The organism is Nocardioides sp. cx-169, from assembly GCF_021083605.1.
GTDB lineage: Bacteria > Actinomycetota > Actinomycetes > Propionibacteriales > Nocardioidaceae > Nocardioides.
This window is the reverse complement of record NZ_JAJNRO010000005.1, coordinates 104,237-124,815: the sequence shown is the minus strand read 5'-3', so window position 1 is coordinate 124,815 and position 20,579 is coordinate 104,237. Positions and strand designations below refer to the sequence as shown.

18 protein-coding genes are annotated in these 20,579 nt (G+C 73.9%); 5 read left to right on the top strand and 13 right to left on the bottom strand.

All coding sequences use genetic code 11. The features are described 5' to 3' along the window. Complete coding sequence (gene hrcA, locus LRP67_RS10500; RefSeq protein ID WP_231270128.1) at window positions 1-1,026, bottom strand: heat-inducible transcriptional repressor HrcA; 1,026 nt, start codon at window positions 1,024-1,026, stop codon at window positions 1-3. Window positions 1,027-1,176: 150 nt separating this feature from the next. On the opposite strand from hrcA, the gene LRP67_RS10495 reads away from it, so the two are divergent. Genes LRP67_RS10495 through LRP67_RS10480 form a run of 4 tightly spaced genes read left to right on the top strand, consistent with a single transcriptional unit; the run spans window position 1,177 to window position 3,923 of the window. Further along, complete coding sequence (locus LRP67_RS10495; RefSeq protein ID WP_231270127.1) at window positions 1,177-1,908, top strand: hypothetical protein; 732 nt, start codon at window positions 1,177-1,179, stop codon at window positions 1,906-1,908. 31 nt (window positions 1,909-1,939) lie between these two features. After that, window positions 1,940-2,791: an MBL fold metallo-hydrolase gene (locus tag LRP67_RS10490; RefSeq protein WP_231270126.1), complete on the top strand. Its 852-nt coding sequence runs from the start codon at window positions 1,940-1,942 to the stop codon at window positions 2,789-2,791. 19 nt (window positions 2,792-2,810) lie between these two features. After that, on the top strand, window positions 2,811-3,023 hold the full coding sequence (locus tag LRP67_RS10485; RefSeq protein WP_231270125.1) for a hypothetical protein: 213 nt from the start codon (window positions 2,811-2,813) through the stop codon (window positions 3,021-3,023). Window positions 3,024-3,074: 51 nt separating this feature from the next. Next, on the top strand, window positions 3,075-3,923 hold the full coding sequence (locus tag LRP67_RS10480) for a DUF3097 domain-containing protein (RefSeq protein ID WP_231270124.1): 849 nt from the start codon (window positions 3,075-3,077) through the stop codon (window positions 3,921-3,923). A gap of 179 nt (window positions 3,924-4,102) precedes the next feature. On the opposite strand, the gene LRP67_RS10475 is transcribed toward LRP67_RS10480, so the two are convergent. From LRP67_RS10475 to LRP67_RS10455, 5 genes are all read right to left on the bottom strand, one after another. Further along, the gene (locus tag LRP67_RS10475) at window positions 4,103-4,522 is read right to left on the bottom strand and encodes a TM2 domain-containing protein (protein WP_231270123.1); all 420 of its coding nucleotides are present in this window, start codon (window positions 4,520-4,522) and stop codon (window positions 4,103-4,105) included. A gap of 9 nt (window positions 4,523-4,531) precedes the next feature. Next, window positions 4,532-5,743 (bottom strand): radical SAM family heme chaperone HemW, encoded by a 1,212-nt coding sequence (hemW, locus tag LRP67_RS10470; RefSeq protein WP_231270122.1) that lies wholly within the window; start codon window positions 5,741-5,743, stop codon window positions 4,532-4,534. Window positions 5,744-5,786: 43 nt separating this feature from the next. Next, on the bottom strand, window positions 5,787-7,607 hold the full coding sequence (locus LRP67_RS10465) for a long-chain fatty acid--CoA ligase (protein ID WP_231270121.1): 1,821 nt from the start codon (window positions 7,605-7,607) through the stop codon (window positions 5,787-5,789). Window positions 7,608-7,716: 109 nt separating this feature from the next. Beyond that, on the bottom strand, window positions 7,717-8,367 hold the full coding sequence (locus tag LRP67_RS10460; RefSeq protein WP_231270120.1) for an MOSC domain-containing protein: 651 nt from the start codon (window positions 8,365-8,367) through the stop codon (window positions 7,717-7,719). A 56-nt stretch (window positions 8,368-8,423) separates the two neighbouring features. Then, window positions 8,424-9,326: an aminoglycoside phosphotransferase family protein gene (locus tag LRP67_RS10455; RefSeq protein ID WP_231270119.1), complete on the bottom strand. Its 903-nt coding sequence runs from the start codon at window positions 9,324-9,326 to the stop codon at window positions 8,424-8,426. A 281-nt stretch (window positions 9,327-9,607) separates the two neighbouring features. Between LRP67_RS10455 and LRP67_RS10450 the strand changes: the two genes are divergently transcribed. Continuing rightward, a complete protein-coding gene (locus LRP67_RS10450) occupies window positions 9,608-10,987 on the top strand; it encodes a sugar transferase (RefSeq protein WP_231270118.1) in 1,380 nt (459 codons plus the stop codon). On the opposite strand, the gene LRP67_RS10445 is transcribed toward LRP67_RS10450, so the two are convergent. The 7 genes from LRP67_RS10445 to LRP67_RS10415 all read right to left on the bottom strand — a co-directional run bounded on the left by LRP67_RS10445 (window position 10,953) and on the right by LRP67_RS10415 (window position 20,511). Then, window positions 10,953-12,050, bottom strand: coding sequence for a glycosyltransferase (locus tag LRP67_RS10445; RefSeq protein WP_231270117.1), 1,098 nt, complete (start codon window positions 12,048-12,050; stop codon window positions 10,953-10,955). The two genes, LRP67_RS10450 and LRP67_RS10445, sit on opposite strands and share 35 nt — an antisense overlap. A gap of 26 nt (window positions 12,051-12,076) precedes the next feature. Next, window positions 12,077-13,345 (bottom strand): Wzz/FepE/Etk N-terminal domain-containing protein, encoded by a 1,269-nt coding sequence (locus tag LRP67_RS10440; RefSeq protein ID WP_231270116.1) that lies wholly within the window; start codon window positions 13,343-13,345, stop codon window positions 12,077-12,079. A gap of 97 nt (window positions 13,346-13,442) precedes the next feature. Further along, window positions 13,443-14,537 carry a glycosyltransferase family 4 protein gene (locus LRP67_RS10435; protein ID WP_231270115.1) on the bottom strand — a complete coding sequence of 365 codons (1,095 nt, stop codon included), beginning with the start codon at window positions 14,535-14,537 and terminating at the stop codon, window positions 13,443-13,445. Continuing rightward, entirely contained in the window at window positions 14,525-15,649 is a 1,125-nt protein-coding gene (locus tag LRP67_RS10430; RefSeq protein ID WP_231270114.1) for a glycosyltransferase family 4 protein, read from the bottom strand. The genes LRP67_RS10435 and LRP67_RS10430 overlap by 13 nt, the downstream gene beginning before the upstream one ends. Before the next feature lies 1 nt (window position 15,650). Next, on the bottom strand, window positions 15,651-16,952 hold the full coding sequence (locus LRP67_RS10425) for an O-antigen ligase (RefSeq protein WP_231270113.1): 1,302 nt from the start codon (window positions 16,950-16,952) through the stop codon (window positions 15,651-15,653). After that, the gene (locus LRP67_RS10420; RefSeq protein ID WP_231270112.1) at window positions 16,949-17,764 is read right to left on the bottom strand and encodes a polysaccharide deacetylase family protein; all 816 of its coding nucleotides are present in this window, start codon (window positions 17,762-17,764) and stop codon (window positions 16,949-16,951) included. Before LRP67_RS10420 ends, LRP67_RS10425 begins: the two co-directional genes overlap by 4 nt. Continuing rightward, window positions 17,761-20,511, bottom strand: coding sequence for an oligosaccharide flippase family protein (locus LRP67_RS10415; RefSeq protein WP_231270111.1), 2,751 nt, complete (start codon window positions 20,509-20,511; stop codon window positions 17,761-17,763). The genes LRP67_RS10420 and LRP67_RS10415 overlap by 4 nt, the downstream gene beginning before the upstream one ends. Window positions 20,512-20,579 lie beyond the last annotated feature (68 nt).

Genomic DNA, 20,579 nt, shown 5'->3' with positions numbered 1-20,579 from the left:
TCAATCCTCGTCGAGGATGCGTGAGACGTAGCGGGCGACGGCCCGGACGGCGGTCATCGTGCCGGGGTAGTCCATGCGGGTGGGGCCGACCACGCCGAGCGTGGCGAGGGCGTCGTCGGCCGGGCCGTAGCCGGTGGCCACGACGCTCGTGGAGGCGAGCTGCTCGAAGGGGCCCTCCGCGCCGATGCGGACGGTCACCATGCCGCCGCTGGTGGCCTCGCCGAGCAGCTTGAGCAGCACGACATGCTCCTCGAGCGCCTCGAGCAGCGGCCGGACGGCGGAGTCGAAGCTGTCGCCGTAGCGGGCGAGGTTGGCGGCGCCGCCGACGGCGATCCGCTCGTCGGAGCGGTGGTCGCTCATCGCCTCCGCGAGGGCCTCGGTGACCGGACCGACGTACCCGGCGAGGTCGGGGGTGGGCGGCTCGGCGGCCAGGGCCCGCAGCGCCGTGACGGCGTCGGCGATGATCTCGCCGGAGGCGGCCGCGTTGACGCGCTTGCGGAGGTCGGCCAGCACCTCGTCGCTCAGGTCGGCGCCCAGCTCGACGAGCCGTTGCTCGACCCGCCCCGTGCTGAGGATGAGTACGGCGAGAAGTCGCCGCGGGGCGAGCGCCACCAGCTCGACGTGGCGCACCGTCGAGCGGGAGAGCGTGGGGTACTGGACGACCGCCACCTGGCGGGTCAGCTGCGAGAGCACCCGCACTGAGCGCTGGACGACGTCGTCGAGGTCGACCGCCCCGTCGAGGAAGGTGGAGACCGCGCGTCGCTCCGCCGCGCTCATCGGCTTGACCGTCGTCAGCCGGTCGACGAACAACCGGTAGCCCTTGTCCGTCGGCACGCGGCCGGCACTGGTGTGCGGCTGAGTGATGTAGCCCTCGTCCTCCAGCACGGCCATGTCGTTGCGGACCGTGGCCGGCGAGACGCCGAGGCCGTGCCGCTCGACGAGCGCCTTGGAGCCGACCGGCTCCTCGGTGGCGACGTAGTCCTCGACGATCGCGCGGAGTACGGCCAGCCTGCGCTCTTCCTGCATGTCGCCTCCCCACCCGTCTGGCACTCCGTTGATCCGAGTGCCAATCCTACCCACCCGGAGAACTGCGGACACATTCCGTTGAGTGGACCGGGGGTTACCCCGGTCCGGAAAACTACTTAGGGTTGCCTTACCTCACTTCAGGAGCGCGTCATGACCATGGACACCTCGTACCTCGCCGCCCTCGACCAGCCCGCTCGCCTGGCCGCCGCCGCCCGCAGCGTCCTCGCCTGCCCGTCGGGGGCGAGCCTCGTCGTCGACGGCGTCCAGGACGTCGTGGCGGGCACCACCGACCTGGGCATGCAGGACCTGGACGGCACCCCGGCCTTCTCCGTCGTCCCCGGCACCGCGCTGTCCCAGGCGGCCCGTCGTGGCTCCGGGGCCCAGCTCACCATCGAGAGCGGGCTCGGCCCCCTCGGCTCCCCCGACCGCGACGCGACGCTCACGCTCACAGGCACGCTGCACAACCACGGCCGCGAGGACTGCGACTGCTGCGGCGAGATCCGCGACGTCGTCACCCTGTCGGTCGGCTTCGCGCTGCTGGCCAGGACCGGGGGCGAGCGCGAGGAGCGGTTCCGGGTGTCGCTGCCCGACTTCCGCTCCTCCGCGCACCGGCTCAACCGCGGCTACCTCCAGCGCTGCGTCGAGCACGCCAACCGGTGCCACCAGCAGGAGCTGAGGCGCGCCGTCGCCGGCACCAGTGGCACCCCCCTGGCGCAGGTCGTCGGCGTCTCACTCTCCGACCTGCGCCCCGACGGCGTCGGCGTCCACTGGGTCGACCCCGACGGCGCGCACACCCGCACGCTGTCCTTCTCGCGCGCCGCGTCCACGACCGAGGAGCTGGGCGACCTGCTGCGCGAGGAGCTGCGCGCCGGCCTCTGCTGAGGTCCGCCGCACCCGCGCCTAGGGTGGCGCAGTGCCCTTCCTCGAGGTAGCCGACCGTGTCTGGGTCGCCCGCTACGACTGGTTCGACGTCAACGTCACGCTCGTCCGCGGCTCGGATGGCCTGCTGCTCGTCGACACCCACGCCTCGACGCAGGCCGCCGCGCGCGTCGTCGACGACGTCCAGGCGCTCGGGGTGGGTGAGGTCACGGCGGCGATCAACACCCACGAGCACTTCGACCACACCTTCGGCAACCACGAGGTCCGCCGCGCGTACGGCGCCGTCCCGATCCACGCCCACGAGGCAGCGGCGGAGCGGACCGTCTTGGCCGGCGAGCGCGCCCAGGACCGCTACCGCGAGGACGTCGACGACCCGCATCGCGACGAGGTCCTGGCCACCGAGATCGTGCCGGCCGACCACACCTTCTCCTCCGCGGTGGTGCTCGACCTCGGCGACCGGGTGGTCGAGCTCGTCCATCCCGGCCGCGGCCACACCGCCGGCGACCTCGTGGTGCGGGTGCCGGACTGCGACGTCCTCCTCGCCGGCGACCTCGTCGAGGAGTCGGCCCCGCCCGCGTACGGCGACGACTGCTACCCGCTCGAGTGGCCGTGGACCCTCGACATCCTGCTCGGCCTGACCACTTCGGCGAGCGTGGTCGTGCCCGGCCACGGCGCCGTGGTGGACCGGGAGTACGTGGAGGTCCAGCGCAACCAGGTCGGCCTGGTCGCCCAGAGCATCCGCGACCTGGCCGGGCGCGGCGTCCGTGCCGAGGACGCGCTGGAGGCGGCCGAGGAGTGGCCCTTCCCCCGCGCCGCGCTCACTCACGCCGTACGCCGGGGGTATGCGCAGCTGACCCGGGGCGAACGGCGTTTGCCGCTCGCGTGACCCGGGTTACGTTCGGAGCATGAGCCACTCCGAGAACGAACCCGAGGACGGGCCCCAGGCCGGCGTCTCCGACGACAAGCTCCCCGAGGACCTGCAGCCCGGCGAGGACAACCCGCTGGCCGAGGGCCTCGGCGACAACGAGACCGTCGAGGACCTGCTCGACGGCGGCAAGGACGCCGAGCAGCTCGACGAGACCGGCTCGTCGCAGTCGGACACGTCACAGGACGACTGACACCGGCGCGGCAGCCCGCCGCGGGCGGGCCACCCCGTCTAGCGTCGGAGGGTGAGCGACCGATACGGCACCGACGTCCTGTCCGGAGACTGGCGCAAGCCGAAGCGCGGGCGCGCCGTCGAAGCACCCGCCGACCTCGGCGCGGTGGTCGAGGAGGTCACCACCGACTGGGTCGGCGAGATCGTGGCGGTCGACCGGGACCTGCACACCCTCACCCTGGAGGACCGGCGCGGCCGGCGGCGTACCTTCCCGCTCGGCCCCGGCTTCCTGCTGGAGGGCAAGCCGGTGATCCTCACGGCCCCCGTACGCATCAGCGCACCGGCCGCCCCCACCCGCACCGCCTCCGGCTCCGTCGCGGTCCACGGCGCCAAGGCCCGGGTGGCGCGCGCCAGCCGGATCTTCGTCGAGGGCCGCCACGACGCCGAGCTCGTCGAGAAGGTCTGGGGCGACGACCTGCGCCTGGAGGGCGTGGTCGTCGAGTACCTCGACGGCGTCGACGACCTGGTCTCCCACCTGCGCGCCTTCGGGCCGGGCCCTGAGCGCCGCGTGGGCGTGCTCGTCGACCACCTGGTCCCCGGCTCCAAGGAGAGCCGGATCGCCGCGGAGGTCGCCGCCTCCCCCGTCGGCCGGCACGTGCTGGTGGTGGGCCACCCCTTCGTCGACGTGTGGCAGGCCGTCAAGCCCGACCGTATCGGAGTCGCCGCCTGGCCCGTGATCCCGCGCGACGTCGAGTGGAAGAAGGGCGTGTGCCGCCACTTCGGCTGGCCGGCCGCCGAGCAGGCCGACATCGCCCGCGCCTGGAAGCACATCCTGTCGCGCGTGCACTCCTACGACGACCTGGAGCCCGCTCTCCTCGGCCGCGTCGAGGAACTCATCGACTTCGTCGCCAGCTCTGACTGAGCCTGCGAGGGCCGAGGGACCCGTCTCGAGAAGCGCGGACTCAGTGCCTCGAGGCTTCTCGACTCACCGGGTCTCGAGACGGGACTTCGTCCCTGCTCGACCACCGAAGGGCAGGCGCCTTCTCGAGTCACCGGGTCTCGAGACGGGACTTCGTCCCTCCTCGACCACCGAGGGGCGCCTCAGCGCAGCATCAGCCCGTTGGCGTCCTTGCTGTCCTGGACGAGCATCAGGATGCCGTCGATGACCGGCCACAGGCAGCCCACGCCGCAGGTGATGATCGAGACCACGAGCTGGGCGATCCCGACACCGGTGTCGCCGATGTAGAAGCGGCCGACGCCGAACGGCACCAGGATCTGCAGGAGGCCGGCGACGAGCTTCTGCTTGTCTGAGTAGGGGATCCCGGTGCCCGGGTGCACGCCGTACGGCGCCCCAGGCACCCCCATCGGGGCCATCGGGTAGCCCGGGTACGGCGGCTGCTGCCCGTACGGCGGCTGCTGCGGCTGCCCGTACGGAGGAGGCGGCGGCGTGCCCTGAGGGTCACCGCTCTGCGGCCGCTCCGGGTCGTAGGGGTCGTAGGGGTTTTCGCGGCCCTGAGTCATGCGGCCACCCTAGGGCAGCAGGTCGCGGACGACCGCGTCCGCCAGCAGCCTGCCGCGCCGGGTGAGCACGAGCCGGCCGATGCCGGGCTCGAGCAGCCCGTCGGCCACCAGGCGCGGCACGGCCGCCCGTCCGGGCCCGTCCAGCACGCCGGGGTCCAGGCCGTCGCGCAGGCGCAGCTCGAGCAGCACCCGCTCGACGCGCCTGCTCTCGTCGTCGAGCACCTCGCGCGCGTGCGCGGGGCTCAGCCCCGAGGCCAGCCGGTCGGCGTAGGCCACCGGGTGCTTGACGTTCCACCAGCGCACGCCGCCGACGTGCGAGTGGGCGCCCGGACCCACGCCCCACCACTCACCGTCGGTCCAGTAGCCGAGGTTGTGCCGGCAGCGCGCGGCGTCGTCGCGGGCCCAGTTGGACACCTCGTACCAGCCGAGCCCCGCGGCGGTCAGCCGGTCGTCGGCGAGGTCGTACTTGTCGGCGAGGTCGTCCTCGTCGGGCATCGGCAGCTCGCCGCGCCGGACCCGGCGGGCCAGGGCCGTGCCGTCCTCGACGATGAGGGAGTACGCCGACACGTGGTCGGGCTCGCACGCCAGCGCCTCGTCGAGGCTGCGACCCCAGTCGGCCAGCGACTCCCCCGGCGTGCCGTAGATGAGGTCCAGGCTGACCTGCTCGAAGCCGGCGTCGCGCGCCCACGCCACGACGTCCGGCACCCGCGCCGGGTCGTGGGTGCGGTCGAGGACGGCCAGGACGTGGGGCACGGCCGACTGCATGCCGAACGAGATCCGCGTGAAGCCGCGCTCGCGCAGCTCGGCCAGCGACTCCTGGGTGACGCTGTCGGGGTTGGCCTCGGTGGTCACCTCGGCGCCGGGCTCCAGGCCGAACTCCTCGTCGATCGCGTCCAGCACGGCGCCGAGGTCCGCGGGGCGGAGCAGGGTCGGGGTGCCACCGCCCACGAAGACGGTGTCGACCGGCGCGTCCCCGGCGCCGAGGATGCGGCGGGCACGCCGTACCTCCGCCACCGCCGAGGCGGCGTACGTCGCCCGGGAGGCGCCGGGACCCAGCTCGTCGGCCGTGTAGGTGTTGAAGTCGCAGTAGCCGCATCGGACCCGGCAGAACGGCACGTGCACGTAGAAGCCGAAGGGATGCTCGCCCAGGCCGCTCAGCGCCTCCTGCGGCAGGGCGCCGTCCGGCGGCACCGGGTCACCGGGAGGAAGGGCGGACGGCACCGGGCCATCCTCCCACCCGGGCGGTGACCCGGTGCCGGCCGGATCAGCTGTAGAACGACGCGATGCGCTCGGAGTTGTTGTTCTCGACCACGTTGCGCTTGACCTTCAGCGACGGGGTGAGCTCGCCGGACTCGATGCTCAGGTCGTGGTCGAGGATCTCCCACTTCTTGATGGTCTCCCAGCGGTTGAGGCGGCTGTTGAGCTCCTCCACGTAGCCGGCCACCATCTCGTGAGCCTTCTCCGAGGACACGACCTCCGAGTACGGCTTGTCGGCCAGGCCGTTCTCGGCGGCCCAGCCCTCCATCGCGTCGGGGTCGAGGGTGACGAGGGCGACGACGTAGTTGCGGTCGTTGCCGAAGACCATGAACTGGCTGACGTAGGGGCAGATCGCCTTGAACTTCGACTCGATGGCCGACGGGGCGATGTACTTGCCCCCCGAGGTCTTGAAGAGGTCCTTGATCCGGCCGGTGATCGTGAGGAAGCCGTCCTCGTCGAGGCTGCCCTTGTCGCCGGTGCGGAGCCAGCCGTCCTCGGTGAGCGTGCCCGCGGTCTCCTGCGGCAGGTTGTGGTAGCCGTCCATGACGTGCGGGCCGCGGAGGAGGACCTCGTCGCCCTCGCCGATGCGCACCTCGCTGCCGGGCAGCGCGCGACCGACGGTGCCGATCTTGTTGTCGTCGGGGTGGTTGACCGTCGCGCCGGCGGAGTTCTCGGTCATGCCGTAGCCCTCGAGGATGACGATGCCCGCGGCGTTGAACCACTCGGCGATCTCCTGGTTGAGGGCCGCGGAGCCGGAGATGAAGAACCGCACGCGGCCTCCGAACCGCTCGCGCACCTTGCTGAAGACCAGCTTGTCGAACAGTCCGTGCTGGAGCCGGAGCCCTGGCGGGACGGACTTGCCCTCGCGCACGAGCCGGTCGTGCTTGAGCCCGACCTCGAACGCCTTGTGGAAGATCTTCTCCTTGATGCCGCCCTCGGCCGCCTGCATCGTCTGGATCCGGCTGTAGGCCTTCTCGAAGATGCGCGGGGCCGCCCCCATGAACGTCGGCTTCACGATGCCGCAGTTCTCGACGATCTTGTCCACGCGTCCGTCGATGGCCGAGGCGAACCCGCACGCGAGCTGGGCCGACAGCAGCACCTTGCCGAACGAGTGCGACATCGGCAGCCAGAGGAACTGCAGGTCGGACTCGTCGAGGATGTTCTGGACCTTGATCGCGGAGCCCTCGTAGACCCACGACTCGTGCTTGAGCCGCACCCCCTTGGGCCGGCCGGTCGTGCCGGAGGTGTAGATGAGGGTCGCGAGCTGGCCGGGGGCGATGCTCTTGGCGGTCGTCTCGATCGCGTCGGGGTGCTCGGCGAGGTAGGCGTCGCCGAGCTCGGCGAGGGCGTCCATCGTGATGACCCAGTCGCCGTCGGCCTTGCCGTCGAAGGTCACGACCTTGCCGAGGTGGGGCAGCTCGTTCTTGTGAGCCCTCAGCTTGGCCAGCTGCTCGTCGTCCTCGGCGAAGACCACGCGGCACTCGGCGTCGCCGAGGATGTAGGCGGTGTCCTCGTCGTTGGTGTTCGGGTAGACGGTGGTCGTCGCGCCGGCGGCGCACATCACCGCGAGGTCGGCCAGGATCCACTCGTAGCGGGTGTTGGCCGCGATGCCGACGCGCTGCTCCGGCTCGAGGCCCAGCGAGAGCAGCCCGGCGGCGAGCCGGCGTACGAGCTCGCCGGACTGCTGCCAGGTGACCGACTTCCACTCCTCGCCCACGGGGTAGCGAAAGGCCTCGGCGTCGGGACTGGCGGCTACTCGGTCGAGGAACTGCACCGCCACGTTCTGAGGAAGGTTGTCGACGAAGGTCGTGTCGTGGTTGACGGGCATGCCACTCCTGGGTGAAGCCGAGACGGGTAGGTTTCGGAGTAACCTAGATCACTTTCACTACCGACTGGTAGCGGATCTCGCCCCGCGTCCCTGGAATCTCTGCTCCGGATCACCTGCTCGTGTGGGCGACGTAGGCGTCGGCCTTGCGCCGAGCCTGAGCCACCAGCCCGTCGACCCGCAGCAGCTCCGGCAGCAGGGTCGGGTCGGTGTAGAGCGCGCGGAACATGGTCGAGACCGTCACCCCGTGCGACGGCTCGTGGACGACGGTGACCGGGTCGCCGGCCTGCGCGACGCCGGGCACCACGACGCGTAGATAGGGCCCGGGTCGGCCGACGGCCGCGAAGCGCCGGACCCAGGCAGTGTTGTCATAGCCCGAGCGGCCCATCCACGTCTTGAAGTCGTTGCAGGGGTTGCGGACCGTGGTGACCTCGAGGACCGCCTCGCCGACGCGCCAGCGCTCGCCGATCTGAGCATCGTTGACGTCGATGCCCACGGTGGTGAGGTTCTCCCCGAACTGTCCGTCGCGGATCTCCTGGCCGAGCTCGGCGGCCCACACGTCGAGGTCCTCGCGGGCGAACGCATAGACCGCCTTCTCCAGTCCGCCGTGGTGTCGCGTATCCGAGACCTGGTCCCCGGCCGGGCCGTAGCGTCCTATCTCGACCGGGCCGGCGACGGGCTGCTTGTCGATGGAGGTCCGCCCGATCCCGGCCCAGGCGGCCTCCCGGGGCCGACCGACGTTCAGGGAGCGGAGCAGAGCCATGCGCCCATTGTCCCCCTCGCAAGACTGCCCACCATCGCTCGGGCGGGTGAACGCTCCTAGTCCTGCACGGCCTTGGCGATGGCCACGCAGGCGGTCAGCCAGGCGCGGTCAGGGGCCCCGGGTCGCTCCTCCAACGCCCACAGGACCTGGTGCAGCGTCCGTACGACGACCCAGTTGCGGGCGCGGTCCTCGTCGAGCCCCGCGGCGTCGACCGTGGCGTGGAAGCGGCGCCGCACTCCCCCGCGGACCTCGCCGGTGAGCTCGTCGAAGCGGTTCCACAGCAGGGGCGCCACCTCGTAGTGCGGGTCACCGCTCACCGGCTTGGGGTCGATGACCAGCCACGGCTCGCGGTCGGCGGCGAGCACGTTGCCGTAGTGCAGGTCCCCATGGATCACGGTGCCGTCGCTGGCGGGGTCCGCCACGAAGGCGCGACCGAGCGACACCGCCTGCCCCACCAGCCGGTGCGGCACCGGAGCGTCGCGGGGCAGGGTGGCGAGGCGCTCGGTCCAGCGACCGACGTACGACGTGAGCGTGCGGAGCTGCGGCGGCGCCGGGACGTGGAGTCGTCGGTAGAGGCCGCCGACGACCTCGCAGGCCTCGACGTCCCAGACGTCGGCGAGGTCGCTCGGGTGTAACCGCTCCAGCAGCAGCGCGAAGCGGCGGGGGTCGGCCCGCAGCAGGCGGACCGCACCCTCGCCGTGCCAGTGCTGGAGGACCAGCGCCTCGTGCTCGGCCTCCTCGTGGGGCCAGCCCACCTTGAGCACGGCCGGCGCTCCCGCGGACGTGCGCACCGGCAGCACCAGCGCGCATCGACCGTGCTCGGGATCCCCGTCCGGTGTCAATGACCACTCGTCGAGGAGGTCGCCGACCAGACGCGGCAGCGCCCGGACGAAGGCGGCCCACGACGGGCTCAGCCGGGCTCGCGTGGCCAAGGGCGCGGGCACCTCCACCGTCGCCATGCTCCCGATGGTGCCATCCGGCCGGCCAGGGGCGAACCGGACATCCGTCCGCGATGTGGACAGAAGGCGTCACGATGTGACAACACGCGGGATGCCGCGTTGACTGGGTACTAGTCCGAATTGACTACGTGTTGTAGTCCGTTCGAGTCACGCAAGCCCCTGATGTGGATCGGGGGGCCGGGGCCCATGCCCGCGGCCCGTCGGGGGTCTGCGGCTTGAGTCCTGGGGGGGATTCCACCGTGCCTTTACGAACGATCGACCGCCTGCCGTGGTTACGCAGCATGCGACCACTGCTCACTCTCGTGGACCCGGTGGCCGTCGCGCTCGCCGCGCTGGTCGTGCGCGACCATGTCAGTGCGATGGCGGTGGTGGCCGCCGCGCTCGCCGCCACCGTCGTCAGCCGGGCCGGTGACCTGCACCGGTCTCGGCTGGTGCTGTCGGTGCTGGAGGAGCTGCCGCGGCTCGCGCTGGCCAGCCTGGTCGCGACGGTCACCCTGCTGGCGGCGGCCCCCCTCGGCGGGCTCGCTGGGCGACCGGCCTGGGCGCCCACGGCGCTCTTCGCCGGCTGCGTGTTCGGCTTCCTCGTCCTGCTCCGGGGCGTCGTCTACACGGTGACGCACGTGGCACGGCGCAGCGGGCGTACCGCCCACCCGGTGATCGTCGTGGGCGCCGGGGTCGTGGGACGGCGGCTGACCGAGGCCTTCCTGTCGCGACGCGAGTACGGCCTGACCCCGGTCGGCATGATCGACTGCGGACCCGACCTCCGGGCGCGGGACCTGCCGGTCCCGCTCCTGGGCGGTGTCGGCTCCCTCGGCGACGCGATGGCAGACCTCGGCGTGAACGACGTGGTCTTCGCCTTCCCGGGGCCGCCCGACGGGGACACGGTCGACGCCGTGCGCCACGCCGTGCAGAGCGACCACCAGGTGTTCGTCGTCCCGCGCTTCTTCGAGATGATGGGCGTGGACCACCACCGCACCGAGCTGATCCGCGACGTCGCTGTCACCCGGCTGCGGCGCAGCGGGCGCCGAGCCCACACCCTGCTCCTCAAGCGGGCGCTCGACCTCACCGTGGCCTCCGTCGCGATGGTGCTGCTGGCGCCCGTCATGGCCGTCCTCGCCCTCGCCGTCCGCCTCGAGACCGGGCCCGGGGTGATCTTCAGGCAGACCCGGATCGGCCTGCGCGGGCGCAGCTTCACGCTGTTCAAGTTCCGCTCACTGCGCCCGGCGACACACGATGAGGGGGCCACCACCTGGTCGATCGACCACGATGCGCGGCTCGGCCCGGTGGGCCGGTTCATCCGGCGTACCAGCCTGGACGAGCTCCCGCAGCTGGTCAACGTGTGGCGCGGCGACATGAGCCTGGTCGGCCCGCGGCCCGAGCGGCCCCACTTCGTCCGTGAGTTCTCCCAGTCCCAGGAGCGCTACGAGGACCGTCACCGGGTGCCCACCGGCATGACCGGGTGGGCCCAGGTCAACGACCTGCGCGGCGACACCTCGATCAGCGACCGGGTCCGCTTCGACAACTACTACATCGAGAACTGGTCGCTGTGGGGCGACATCAAGATCATCGTCCGAACCGTCCGCGCCGTCATCCGGCCTCAGTCGTCGCCGCCGAGGATCCTCGCTCTCACCCCACCGGAGGAGCCGCAGCGAGCCGCGTAGTCACCTCGGCCACCGTCCGCGCGGAGGCGGCGGCGTCGTGGTGGGCCTCGACGTGGGCTCGGCCGGCGCGGCCCTCGGCGTCCGCGCGCTCGGGGTCCAGGAGCCGCGTCACCACCGCTCCGGCCAGCGCCAGCGGGCTCCCGGGCGCGACGACGGCGCCGGCCCCGCACGGGACGCTGTCGGCCACGCCGGTGACGTCGGTGGCCACGACGCTACGGGCACCGGCCATCGCCTCCAGCGGGACCAGGGCCATGCCCTCCCAGCGCGAGGGCACTGCCACCACGTCCGCGGCGGCCAGCCAGAGCGGTACGTCGGTCCGCGCACCCACCAGGTCCACCCCGTCACCGGGCCGGACCGACTCCTCGAGGCGGCGCCGGTCCGGGCCGTCGCCGACCAGCACCAGCCGCGCGTCGGGGACGCGAGCGCGGACGGAGGCCCAGGCCGCAAGCAGGTCCGCCTGGCCCTTCTGGGGCGCCAGGCGGCCCACACACACCACGGTCGGCACGTCGGGCAGGCCCAGGGCCGCCCGGGCGGCCGATCGGGCCTGGGTGCCGCCGGCACGGTGGCCGGCCAGGTCGACGCCGTTGGGCACCACGGTGGTCGGCGCGCTCACCCCGTGCGCGAGGCCGAGCCGGCGCTCGCTCTCGCTGACGCAGACCAGCTCGCTCGTCCACCTGACGGCCTGACGCTCCCAGAGGAGCGAGGCCGTCCGCAGGGCGCCGGTGGCGGCCAGGAACGACCAGGCGTGCGGCTGGAAGAGGGTCGGGCGCCGCCCGCGGACCGCGAGCCGGCCGGCGAGCCCGGCCTTGGCGCTGTGCAGGTGCACCGCCTGCGGGCGGCCCCTCGCCACCACCCGGGAGAGCGTCGCGACCTCGCCCGCCAGGCCCGGCCCCGGGGCGCGAGCGGCGGACCAGGTCTCGACCCGCACGCCCAGCGCCGCCGCCTCCTCCCCCAGCCATCCCGTGCCCGGGCAGGCGAGGGTGACGTCCCAGCCCCGCTCCACCTGCTCGCGCAGGTAGCCGACGAGCACCCGCGCCACGCCCTCCGTCGTGGGCGCCGACACGTGCAGGACGCGGAGGGCCGGGGCGGTCAGGCGGAGACCCGCTCGGCGCGACGGGTGACCAGGACGGTGCCCAGCAGCCGCACGCCCGCGGTGCGCACCCGACCCACGTGGGTGCGCAGCTGAGCGGCCGACACGCTGCCCTCGGGGACCGCGAGCAGCATCGAGCCGCCCCGACCCATCACCCGGGCGTCGTCGCCCACGTCGAGAGGCGGCGCGAGCACGACGACGACGTCGAAGCGGGCAGCCATCGCGTCCATGGCCTCGGAGAAGCGGGTCTCGATGAGGACGTCGGTGGGCTCACCGCCCCAGCTTCCCGATGGCAGGACGGTGAGGTTCTGGACGGGGCCGGGGCTGAGAGCGGAGTCGAGCTCGCCGCCGGTGAGGACGTCGTACAGGCCCGTGGTCTCGGGTCCGCCGACGATCGGCTTGCCGTGGCGCTCCCCCATCCGGCCGTCGACCATGAGGACCCGCCGCCCGGCGTTCGCGAGAGAGATCGCGAGATTCGCACCCAGCCACACGTTGACGTCGGCGGTCGTCACCCCGGTCACGACGATCCGGTGCACCGGCTCCGTGCTGGCCTCGGCCTCGAGGGCGATGCGCAGCTGCCGGAAGACCGAGGCGGCGGTCGTCCCGGGGTAGAGCGCCGGCAGGGTCGTGGGGTCACGCGGGGCGGCGACCTGCGCGAGCACCGGGGCGGACGCGGCCGCCTCGACGCTCGGGATCCCGGCGACCGCCGTGGCCCGGCGGTCGCGCACGAGCGCCGCGGAGACCGCCAGCACCAGCGCCAGCAGCGCACCGACCCCGATGCCGAGCAGCAGGTTCGGGCTCGAGTAGGTCAAGGGCACCTGCGCGGGGTTGCTGGTCGTGAAGAGGAACGCCCCGTTGCTGGGGTCGTGCAGCGGCAGCACCTCGGCCACGAGGTTCGCGATCCGGGCGGCGGTCTGCGGGTCCCCGTCCTCGACCGTGACCTGCACCAGGATCGTCCCCTCGACCCAGGCGCCGCTGATCGCGCGCCGGAGCTGGTCGAGGGTGCGGGGGGCGTCCAGCCGGGTCTGCACCTCCTCGAGGACCGCGCGGGAGTTGGCGACCTCACCGAGGGTTCCGCGCAGGTCGTCGAGGTCCTCGCTGCTGGTCGCGGTGTCCGGCGCGGCGGTGGCCGCCACCGTGGCCGTGGAGGTGTAGGACTTCGGCGCGGCCATGAGCCCGGCCGTCACCGCCGCCGCCGTCGCCACGAGCACGAGGATCACGAGCACCTTCTGACGCCACAGGGCGCCGGCCACGTCACGCAGCTCCACTGGTCATCCCCGCTCGTGCCCGTAGCTCCGCAGCCGGAACGGCCGCTCTTCCTCCCGTGCCAGACACACGCGCACTGGTCCAGACCATCGCTCTTCCTCAGCCTACGTGACGAGACGGACGGCGGATGCCGAACGCCAGATAGAGATCGCGGTACGCCGCCACCATCGCGATCGAGGTGAAGCGCCGCTCCCAGACGGCCCGTGAGGCGACCCGCATCGCGTCGCGCCGGGCCGGGTCGCCCAGCACCCTGGCCAGCCCGCGCGCCAGCTCATGCGCCGATCCGGGTGCCACGAGCTCGACGGCTCCCGGGTCGAGCGTGCGCAGGCCGCCTACGGCCGAGGCCACGACCGGCACGCCGGCCGAGAACGCCTCCAGCACGCTGACCGGCAGACCCTCGCGGTCGCTGGCGAGGACGAGGGCGTCGCTGGCGGCGAGCAGGTCGGCGACGTCGCGACGGTCGCCGAGCAGGCTGACCCGGTCGGTCAGGCCCTCGGCCCGCACCCGACGCGCGAGCGAGCCGCGCTCGGGGCCGTCGCCGGCCAGGAGGAGCAGAGCACCGCCCGGCACCTCCGGCCACGCGTCGAGCAGCAGGTCGTGCCGCTTGGGCGGCGCCAGCCGGGCCAGGCACAGGACGACCTCGCGATCCGGCGCGAGCCCGATCCGGCGGCGGGCCCCCGCCCGGTCCGGGGCCGGAAGGACCGGGGCGGCGTTCTCGACGACCCGCAGTCGGCCCTCGTCGAGCCCGGCCGCCCGCAGCCGGTCGAGCACATCGGCCGACACCGCCACCACCACGTCGGCGCAGCGGCGCAGCAGCCGGGCCGCGGGGCCGTAGTGGGCGTCGGCCAGCCCGTGCACGGTGCACACGAGGCGCGGCCGGGGGCGCAGCCCGAACGTGCCGAGGCGCGCGGCCAGCGCGGCCCGCACGTTGTGCGCGTGCACGACGTCGACCGGCCGCCGGCGTACCTCTCGGCGGAGCCTCAGCACCGCCCGGAGCAGCGACACCGGCGACGCGGAGCGCAGGGGGACCTCCAGCGTCGCGATGCCGTCCTCGGCCAGCCGGTCGGCGCGCCAGCCGCCGTTGCTCGCGACCGTGACCAGGTCGCCTGCGTCCGTGAGCTGTCGGGCGAGCGTGTCGACCATGGTCTCGGCACCGCCCGAGCCGAGCTCGGCCACGACGATCAGCGTGCGCATGTCCGGGCCCTCGCGTAGCTCTCGAGCAGGCCGTCGAGGCAGTGGTCCAGCGTGTAGCCATCGAGGACACGCGACCGCGCCGCCGCGCCCATGCGGGCGCGCGCAGCGGGGTCCTCGGCGAGCGCACTCAGCCCGGCGGCCAGCCCCGCCACGTCCCCGACCTCGCACAGCAGGCCTTCCACGCCGTCGCGCAGCACCTCTGGCACGCCACCGACGGCCGTGGCCACGGCCGGCAGCCCGCACGCCATCGCCTGCAGCAGCGCGAGCGGGCAGTTCTCAGCCGCCGAGGTCAGCGCGAACAGGTCAGCGCGGGCGAGGACCGGAGCGGGGTCGGCCACCCGCCCGAGCAGCGAGACCCGGTCGACGAGACCCGCGTCCGCGACCCGGCGCCGGACCTGGGGCAGCAGCGGCCCGTCACCGGCGACGAGGACCCGCAGATGGGGGACCCGCTGCGCCGCGTCGAGCAGGACGTCGACCCGCTTGACCTCGGCCAGCACCCCGAGCCACAACACCGTCGGTGGCCGGGGGCGGCTGGTCGTGGTCGCCGGAGGCGGTGTGAAGCGAAGCGGATCCACCCCGTTGGCCACCACGTCCACGCGGGTGGGGTCGAGCCGCACCTGGTCGACGGCGAAGCCGGCCACTGCGGCGCTCGGCACCACGACCCGGGCCCTGCTCCAGCGCGTCACCGCGCGCTCGCCGTGCAGGTAGTACACGCGGTCCCGGCGTCGCCGGGGGGCGGCGAGGGCGTTGCCGGGGACCAGGTCCGACAGGCCGTCAGCCACGCCGTGCAGGGTGTAGACCAGCCCGGCACCGCCCAGGCCGCGCCCCACGAGGCGCCCCAGCCAGCCGGCCCGCCGGTCCTGCAGATGCACGATGTCGGGCCGCAGCGCCGCGAGCCGGCGGGCGACGCGAGCGCCGCCGGCGAGGTCCCGCTTGGTGGTCATCTCGAGCGGGTGCCACGTGACCCCGGCGGCGCGGGCTCGCGCCGTCCCCGCGGACTGGGGCCCGACCAGGTGGCTTTCGTGACCGCGCCCGGCCAGTGCGACGGCGACGTCGACGGCGTGGTCGACCGGTCCCCCGGTCGCTTGGGTCAGCAGCTGCACGACGCGCATGTCAGGCTCCTCGCCCACGGACCGGTGCGAGGCCGGCACCGAGCGCGGCCAGCAGCCACAACGGCAGGAAGTACTGCTCGGTGACGAACGCCGCCGCCGCGGCCGTGCCGAGCAGCGCCACGCACACCGCGGCCCCGAGCAGGTCGCCCGTACGCCGCCAGCGCGAGCGCGCGCCGGCATACGCCGCGACGAGGATCGCGAGGAACGCGGTGAGGCCCACGAGCCCGGTCTCGCTCGAGATCTCCAGGTAGGTGTTATGGGCGACGCTGAGGTGGTGGTTGACGTCGCGCGGCAGGGAGTCGGCGTAGTCGCGGTGCTGCAGGCTGAACGAGCCCGGGCCGAGGCCCAGCACGGGGCTCTCGAGCGTCATGGCGGAGGCCGACTGCCACAGGTCGAGGCGCTCGGAGATGTTCTGGCCGGCGACGTGCCCCTTCTGGTCAAGGCTCGTGTCCACCAGCTGCGGGAACGCGGCGAGCACGACCAGGACCCCGGCCCCGAGCAGGGCCGCGAACCCGAGGGCCAGCCGCAACCGCACCAGACCCATCAGCAGTGCGGCGAAAAGCATCACCGCGACGCCCACCAGGGCACCGCGGGACAGCGTGCCCAGGAGCGCGAGGAGCACCAGCCCCGCGGCGAGGTCGTAGGTCCACCCGCGGCGCGCGGTGCGGCGCAGCGCGAACGCCAGCGGGAGGGCCGCGAGCAGGAAGAAGGCGAGGTCGTTGGGGTCCTCGATCGGGCCGCCCACCCGCCGGTCCCCGCCCAGGATGTAGACCAGCACGCCGCAGACGGAGGCGAGGGTGCAGGACACGACGTAGACCCGAGCCACACGGGCCGGTGCCAGGCCGCCGCGCATGCAGTCGGTGAGGACGGCCAGCACGGCGAGGAACCCCGCGTAGCGCAGCAGGATGTCGAGGCCGGTGCGCCCGTTGGCGTGCAGCACCGTCGCGGCGAGCAGCACGCCCACGAAGACCAGGGCGCAGACCAGCACGGGGCTGACGTCCGAGCGGTGCCGGAGCCCCGCACAGCGCCGCAGCAGCCAGGAGCACACCAGCAGGGCCGCCAACCCCTTCACGGCGCGGGGGTCGACGAGGGTCAGGTAGTCCTCGAACACGGCCGTGCCGACGACCACCAGTGCGGCCCAGTCGACGCGCAGCAGCAGGGTGACCACGACCCCGAGCAGCAGCAGCCCGAGCAGGGCCTCGCGCGGCGCGAAGCCGGCGGCCAGGCCCAGCACCACCGCGGCGGTGAGTGCGGGGACGACCACCGGGCGGCCACGGCCGGTGGGGGGCGCGGCGAGGCTCACCACGGCGGCCTCCGGCGCCGCCAGCTGTCGAGCGGGCGCAGCGCCGTGTAGGCGCCGTCGAGCATCGGGCGCAGGTCGCGTGGGTCGTGGGGCACGAAGGAGCGACGCAGCGAGAGCAGCGGGGTCGCGGGCGGGTTCGCGCCCCGGTCCACCGTGACGCCGATCGTGTAGCCCGCCTCGCCGGCGGCCCGGCGTACGACGGGGTCCCAGCCACCGGTGGGGTACGCCACGGAGGTCACCCGGCGACCCAGCAGCTGCTCGAGCGCATCCTTGGAGTCCACCAGCTCGCGCCGCTGCTCCCGCGGGCTCAGCCGCGGCAGCCACGGGTGGCTGACGGTGTGCGAGCCGACGTCCAGGCCGTCCTCGGCGGCGGCCACCAGCGCCGCCGCGGTGACCCGCCGGTGCCCCTCGTGCTCGGGCCGCCCGAGGTCCCACGCGAACCGGCGCTCGCCGGGCAGGTAGTCCGAGACCGCGAAGAGGGTGGCGGGCAGGCCCCGCTCGCGAAGCAGCGGCCAGGCGGTCTCCACGACACTGGCGTAGCCGTCGTCGAACGTCAGCGCCACGGCCCGCTCCGGCAGCCTGCCGGCGCGCAGCCGGTCCACGGCGTCGTCCAGCGGCAGCACGACCGCGCCCCAGGCGGCCAGCTCGTCGAGGTGGCGGCGGAACGCCGCCACCGGCGTGGACAGCCCGTCCCCCGAGTCGTCGACCCGGTGCCAGCCCACCAGGCTGAGGGGCGGCGTACGGCGCAGCCGGTGGGTGGCGGCCGCCACCGGGTGGAGCACCGTGGCCAGGGCGCGGACCCCGGGCCTCATGTCGGTCTCCTCAGGAGCCGGCCGGCGTCGCGCAGGTTGTCCCGGTCCAGGAGCCACACGGGCAGGGCGAACGCGAGCACGCCGATCGTCCCCACCACGAGGAGGTGGGTGAGGGACGGCTCGGCTACCGGGAACAGCCGGCGCACGGCCAGCACCACGGCCGTCATGACGAGGACGCCGGTGGCGGCGGGCCGCAGCGACCACGCGAGCCCGCGCAGCGAGAAGCCGGGGACGAACACCCGGGCGAGCACCAAGGCGACCAGCGCCACCACGCTCGCCGCGAGGACCTGCCCGACGGCGACCGCGGCGATGCCGTGGTGGACCACGGCCCAGACGATCGCGAGCAGGAGCAGCAGGTGCGTGAGGCGCAGGCACATCGAGACGGCGGGGCGCCCGGCGGCGTTGAGCGAGGTCTGCACGAGCTGGCCGACGCTCAGCAGGGCGGCGTACAGCGCGAGCCAGCCGACCACCGGCACACCGTCGGCCCACTTGTCGCCGAGCAGCACGAGGTGGTCGGCGAAGACCGCGAGCCCCACGCACAGGGGCGCGACCAGCGTGAGCGTCGCGGTCATGACCACGGTTGCCGAGCGGCCGAGGTCCCGACCGCGCATCCGGCACAGGTAGGGGAACGCGGCGCCGGTGATGACCACGACGATCATCAGGTAGGGCATGAAGGCCAGCCGGAAGCCGAGGGAGTACTGACCGAGAGCGACCGCGCCGAGCACCCGGGCCACGATCAGATAGTCGACGTTGAGCTGCACCAGCTCGAGCAGGTTGGCGCCGGCGTACGGACCGCCGTACGACAGCAGGCCACGCGCGTCCTCCCGGTCCCATCCGGGCAGCACGGGCGGGTGCACCACCCAGGCCAGCACCAGGGTGAGCACGGCCTGAACCACCTGCCCGACGACGAGGGCCATGACGCCGCTGCCCTGCATCACCATGGCGATCGCCACGGTGGCGCCCACGACGGAGGAGACCGTGTCGGGGATGATCCGGCGCAGGAACTCCAGTCGCCGTCGGAGTAGCTCGTTGGTCACCGAGGCGACCGCGAGGAAGGGCAGCGTGACCGTCAGCCCCCGGATCACCGCGGCTCCCCCGTCCTCGGCACGCAGCGCCGAGGCCAGCCAGGGCGCGGCGACCCAGAGCGCGGCGGCGAGCACCGCGCCCAGGCCGGCTCCGATGGTCACCGCGGTGCGGGCAGCGCGCAGCACGTCGCCGCGCCAGTAGACCAGCGCGCTGGCGGTGCCCAGGCTGGTGACCTGGAGCGAGAAGTTGGCGACGAGCGTGCCGAGCGCCACCAGGCCGAGGGCCGACGGGGCGAGCAGCGCCGCCAGCGTCAGCAGCACGATCGTCTGAGCGCCCTTGACCACGATGCCGTTGGTCGCCAGCCAGAGCGCCCCGCGGGCGGTGCGCCCCGCCTGGTCCGCGGCGGGCGGAGCCGGCGGCGGGGGCGACGCCTCCAGGGCCCGCGTGACGGCGGAGAGGTGACGGGCGAGCGTCTCCTCGCCCAGGTCGTGCAGGGAGCGGTTGCGCAGGTAGAGGACCACGGCCGCGAGCGCGAGGGAGCGCCGCATCGGTCGCTCCCAGTCCGACCAGCGGCGTCCCGCGACGAGGGTGTCGGCGACCGGCCCGACATCGTCGACGAGCGACAGGATCTCCTCGGACGCCAGCCGGCTCGGGTCGCCGGCGGCGCGCAGCGCCGGCATCAGCAGGCCGTCCATGCCCTGAGGGGCGTCGGGCGAGGCGTTGTCCCAGTCGATGACGACGCTGGTGTCACCGTCGACGAGCACGTTGCCGGGCCACAGGTCCCCGTGGCACCACGTGGTCGGGAGGTCGCCCTCGAGCGCACGGAGCTCGTCGGCCCACCGTCGACGATCGGCCGCCGGCACCACCTCCGCCGCCGCGCACCATGCGTCGGCCCACCCGGGGCCGGTGGACCCGGTGATCCGGCCCGCCAGCACCGAGGCCACGTCGTCGGCGGCCCGCCACTGCTGGTCGGGGCTCGGCCAGGGCCAGGACAGGGCGGCGCGGCGTCGCGGCTTCCACTCGGTGGCGACCCACGGCCGCCCCCGCGTGCGGCCCAGGGCCAGGACCCGGGGCAGGTACGGCGCGAGCTCGGGGACGTCCTCGAGCACCCGAGCCGCCCGGTCGCCGGCGCGGTCGGGGTCGGTGAGCGAGAGTCGTACGGCCACGTCACCGGCGTCGCCGCGGACCCGGAGGACCGCGTGACCGGCGGTGGTGACGCCGACCAGGCGGCCGGGGTCGCCGGTCAGCTGCCCCACATCCGCGACGACCTCGTCGGCCAGGCTCGGGAGGCTCGCTCCGCTGAGCTCCAGCCGGGGCGCGGTGACCGGGCGGCCGGCGGCGAGGGCCACCCGGCGGCGCAGCCACGGGACCGGCCCGCTCGGGACGTTGACCGGCCAGCCGCGCCGCCACAGCATCTCGGGGCTCTCGGCGCTCGGGTGGACGACGTACTCGCCGTCCTCGCCCAGCGCCGCGAGCACCCCCTCGGGCGCCAGCAGCGGCCGGAGCGTCTCGACGTCATGGCGGCGGGTGTCGACGAGCACCAGGCCTGCCGATCCGGCCGGCGGCGCAGACGCCCCGGCCGACCAGCCCGGCGGCAGGACGGTCGCGGCCGGGAATGCGGCGAGGAGGTGAGGAGCGAGGACGTCGGTGACCGCGAGGACCACCGGGCCGGGCGGGTCGGCCGGCAGGAGCACGGCGAAGCCCGCGAGCCGGTCCCCCACGGTCCAGTGCGGCGCAGGGGCCGCGGCCCTTACAGTGGGCGCGCCGGGGGTGCCCCCGGCGGCGTACG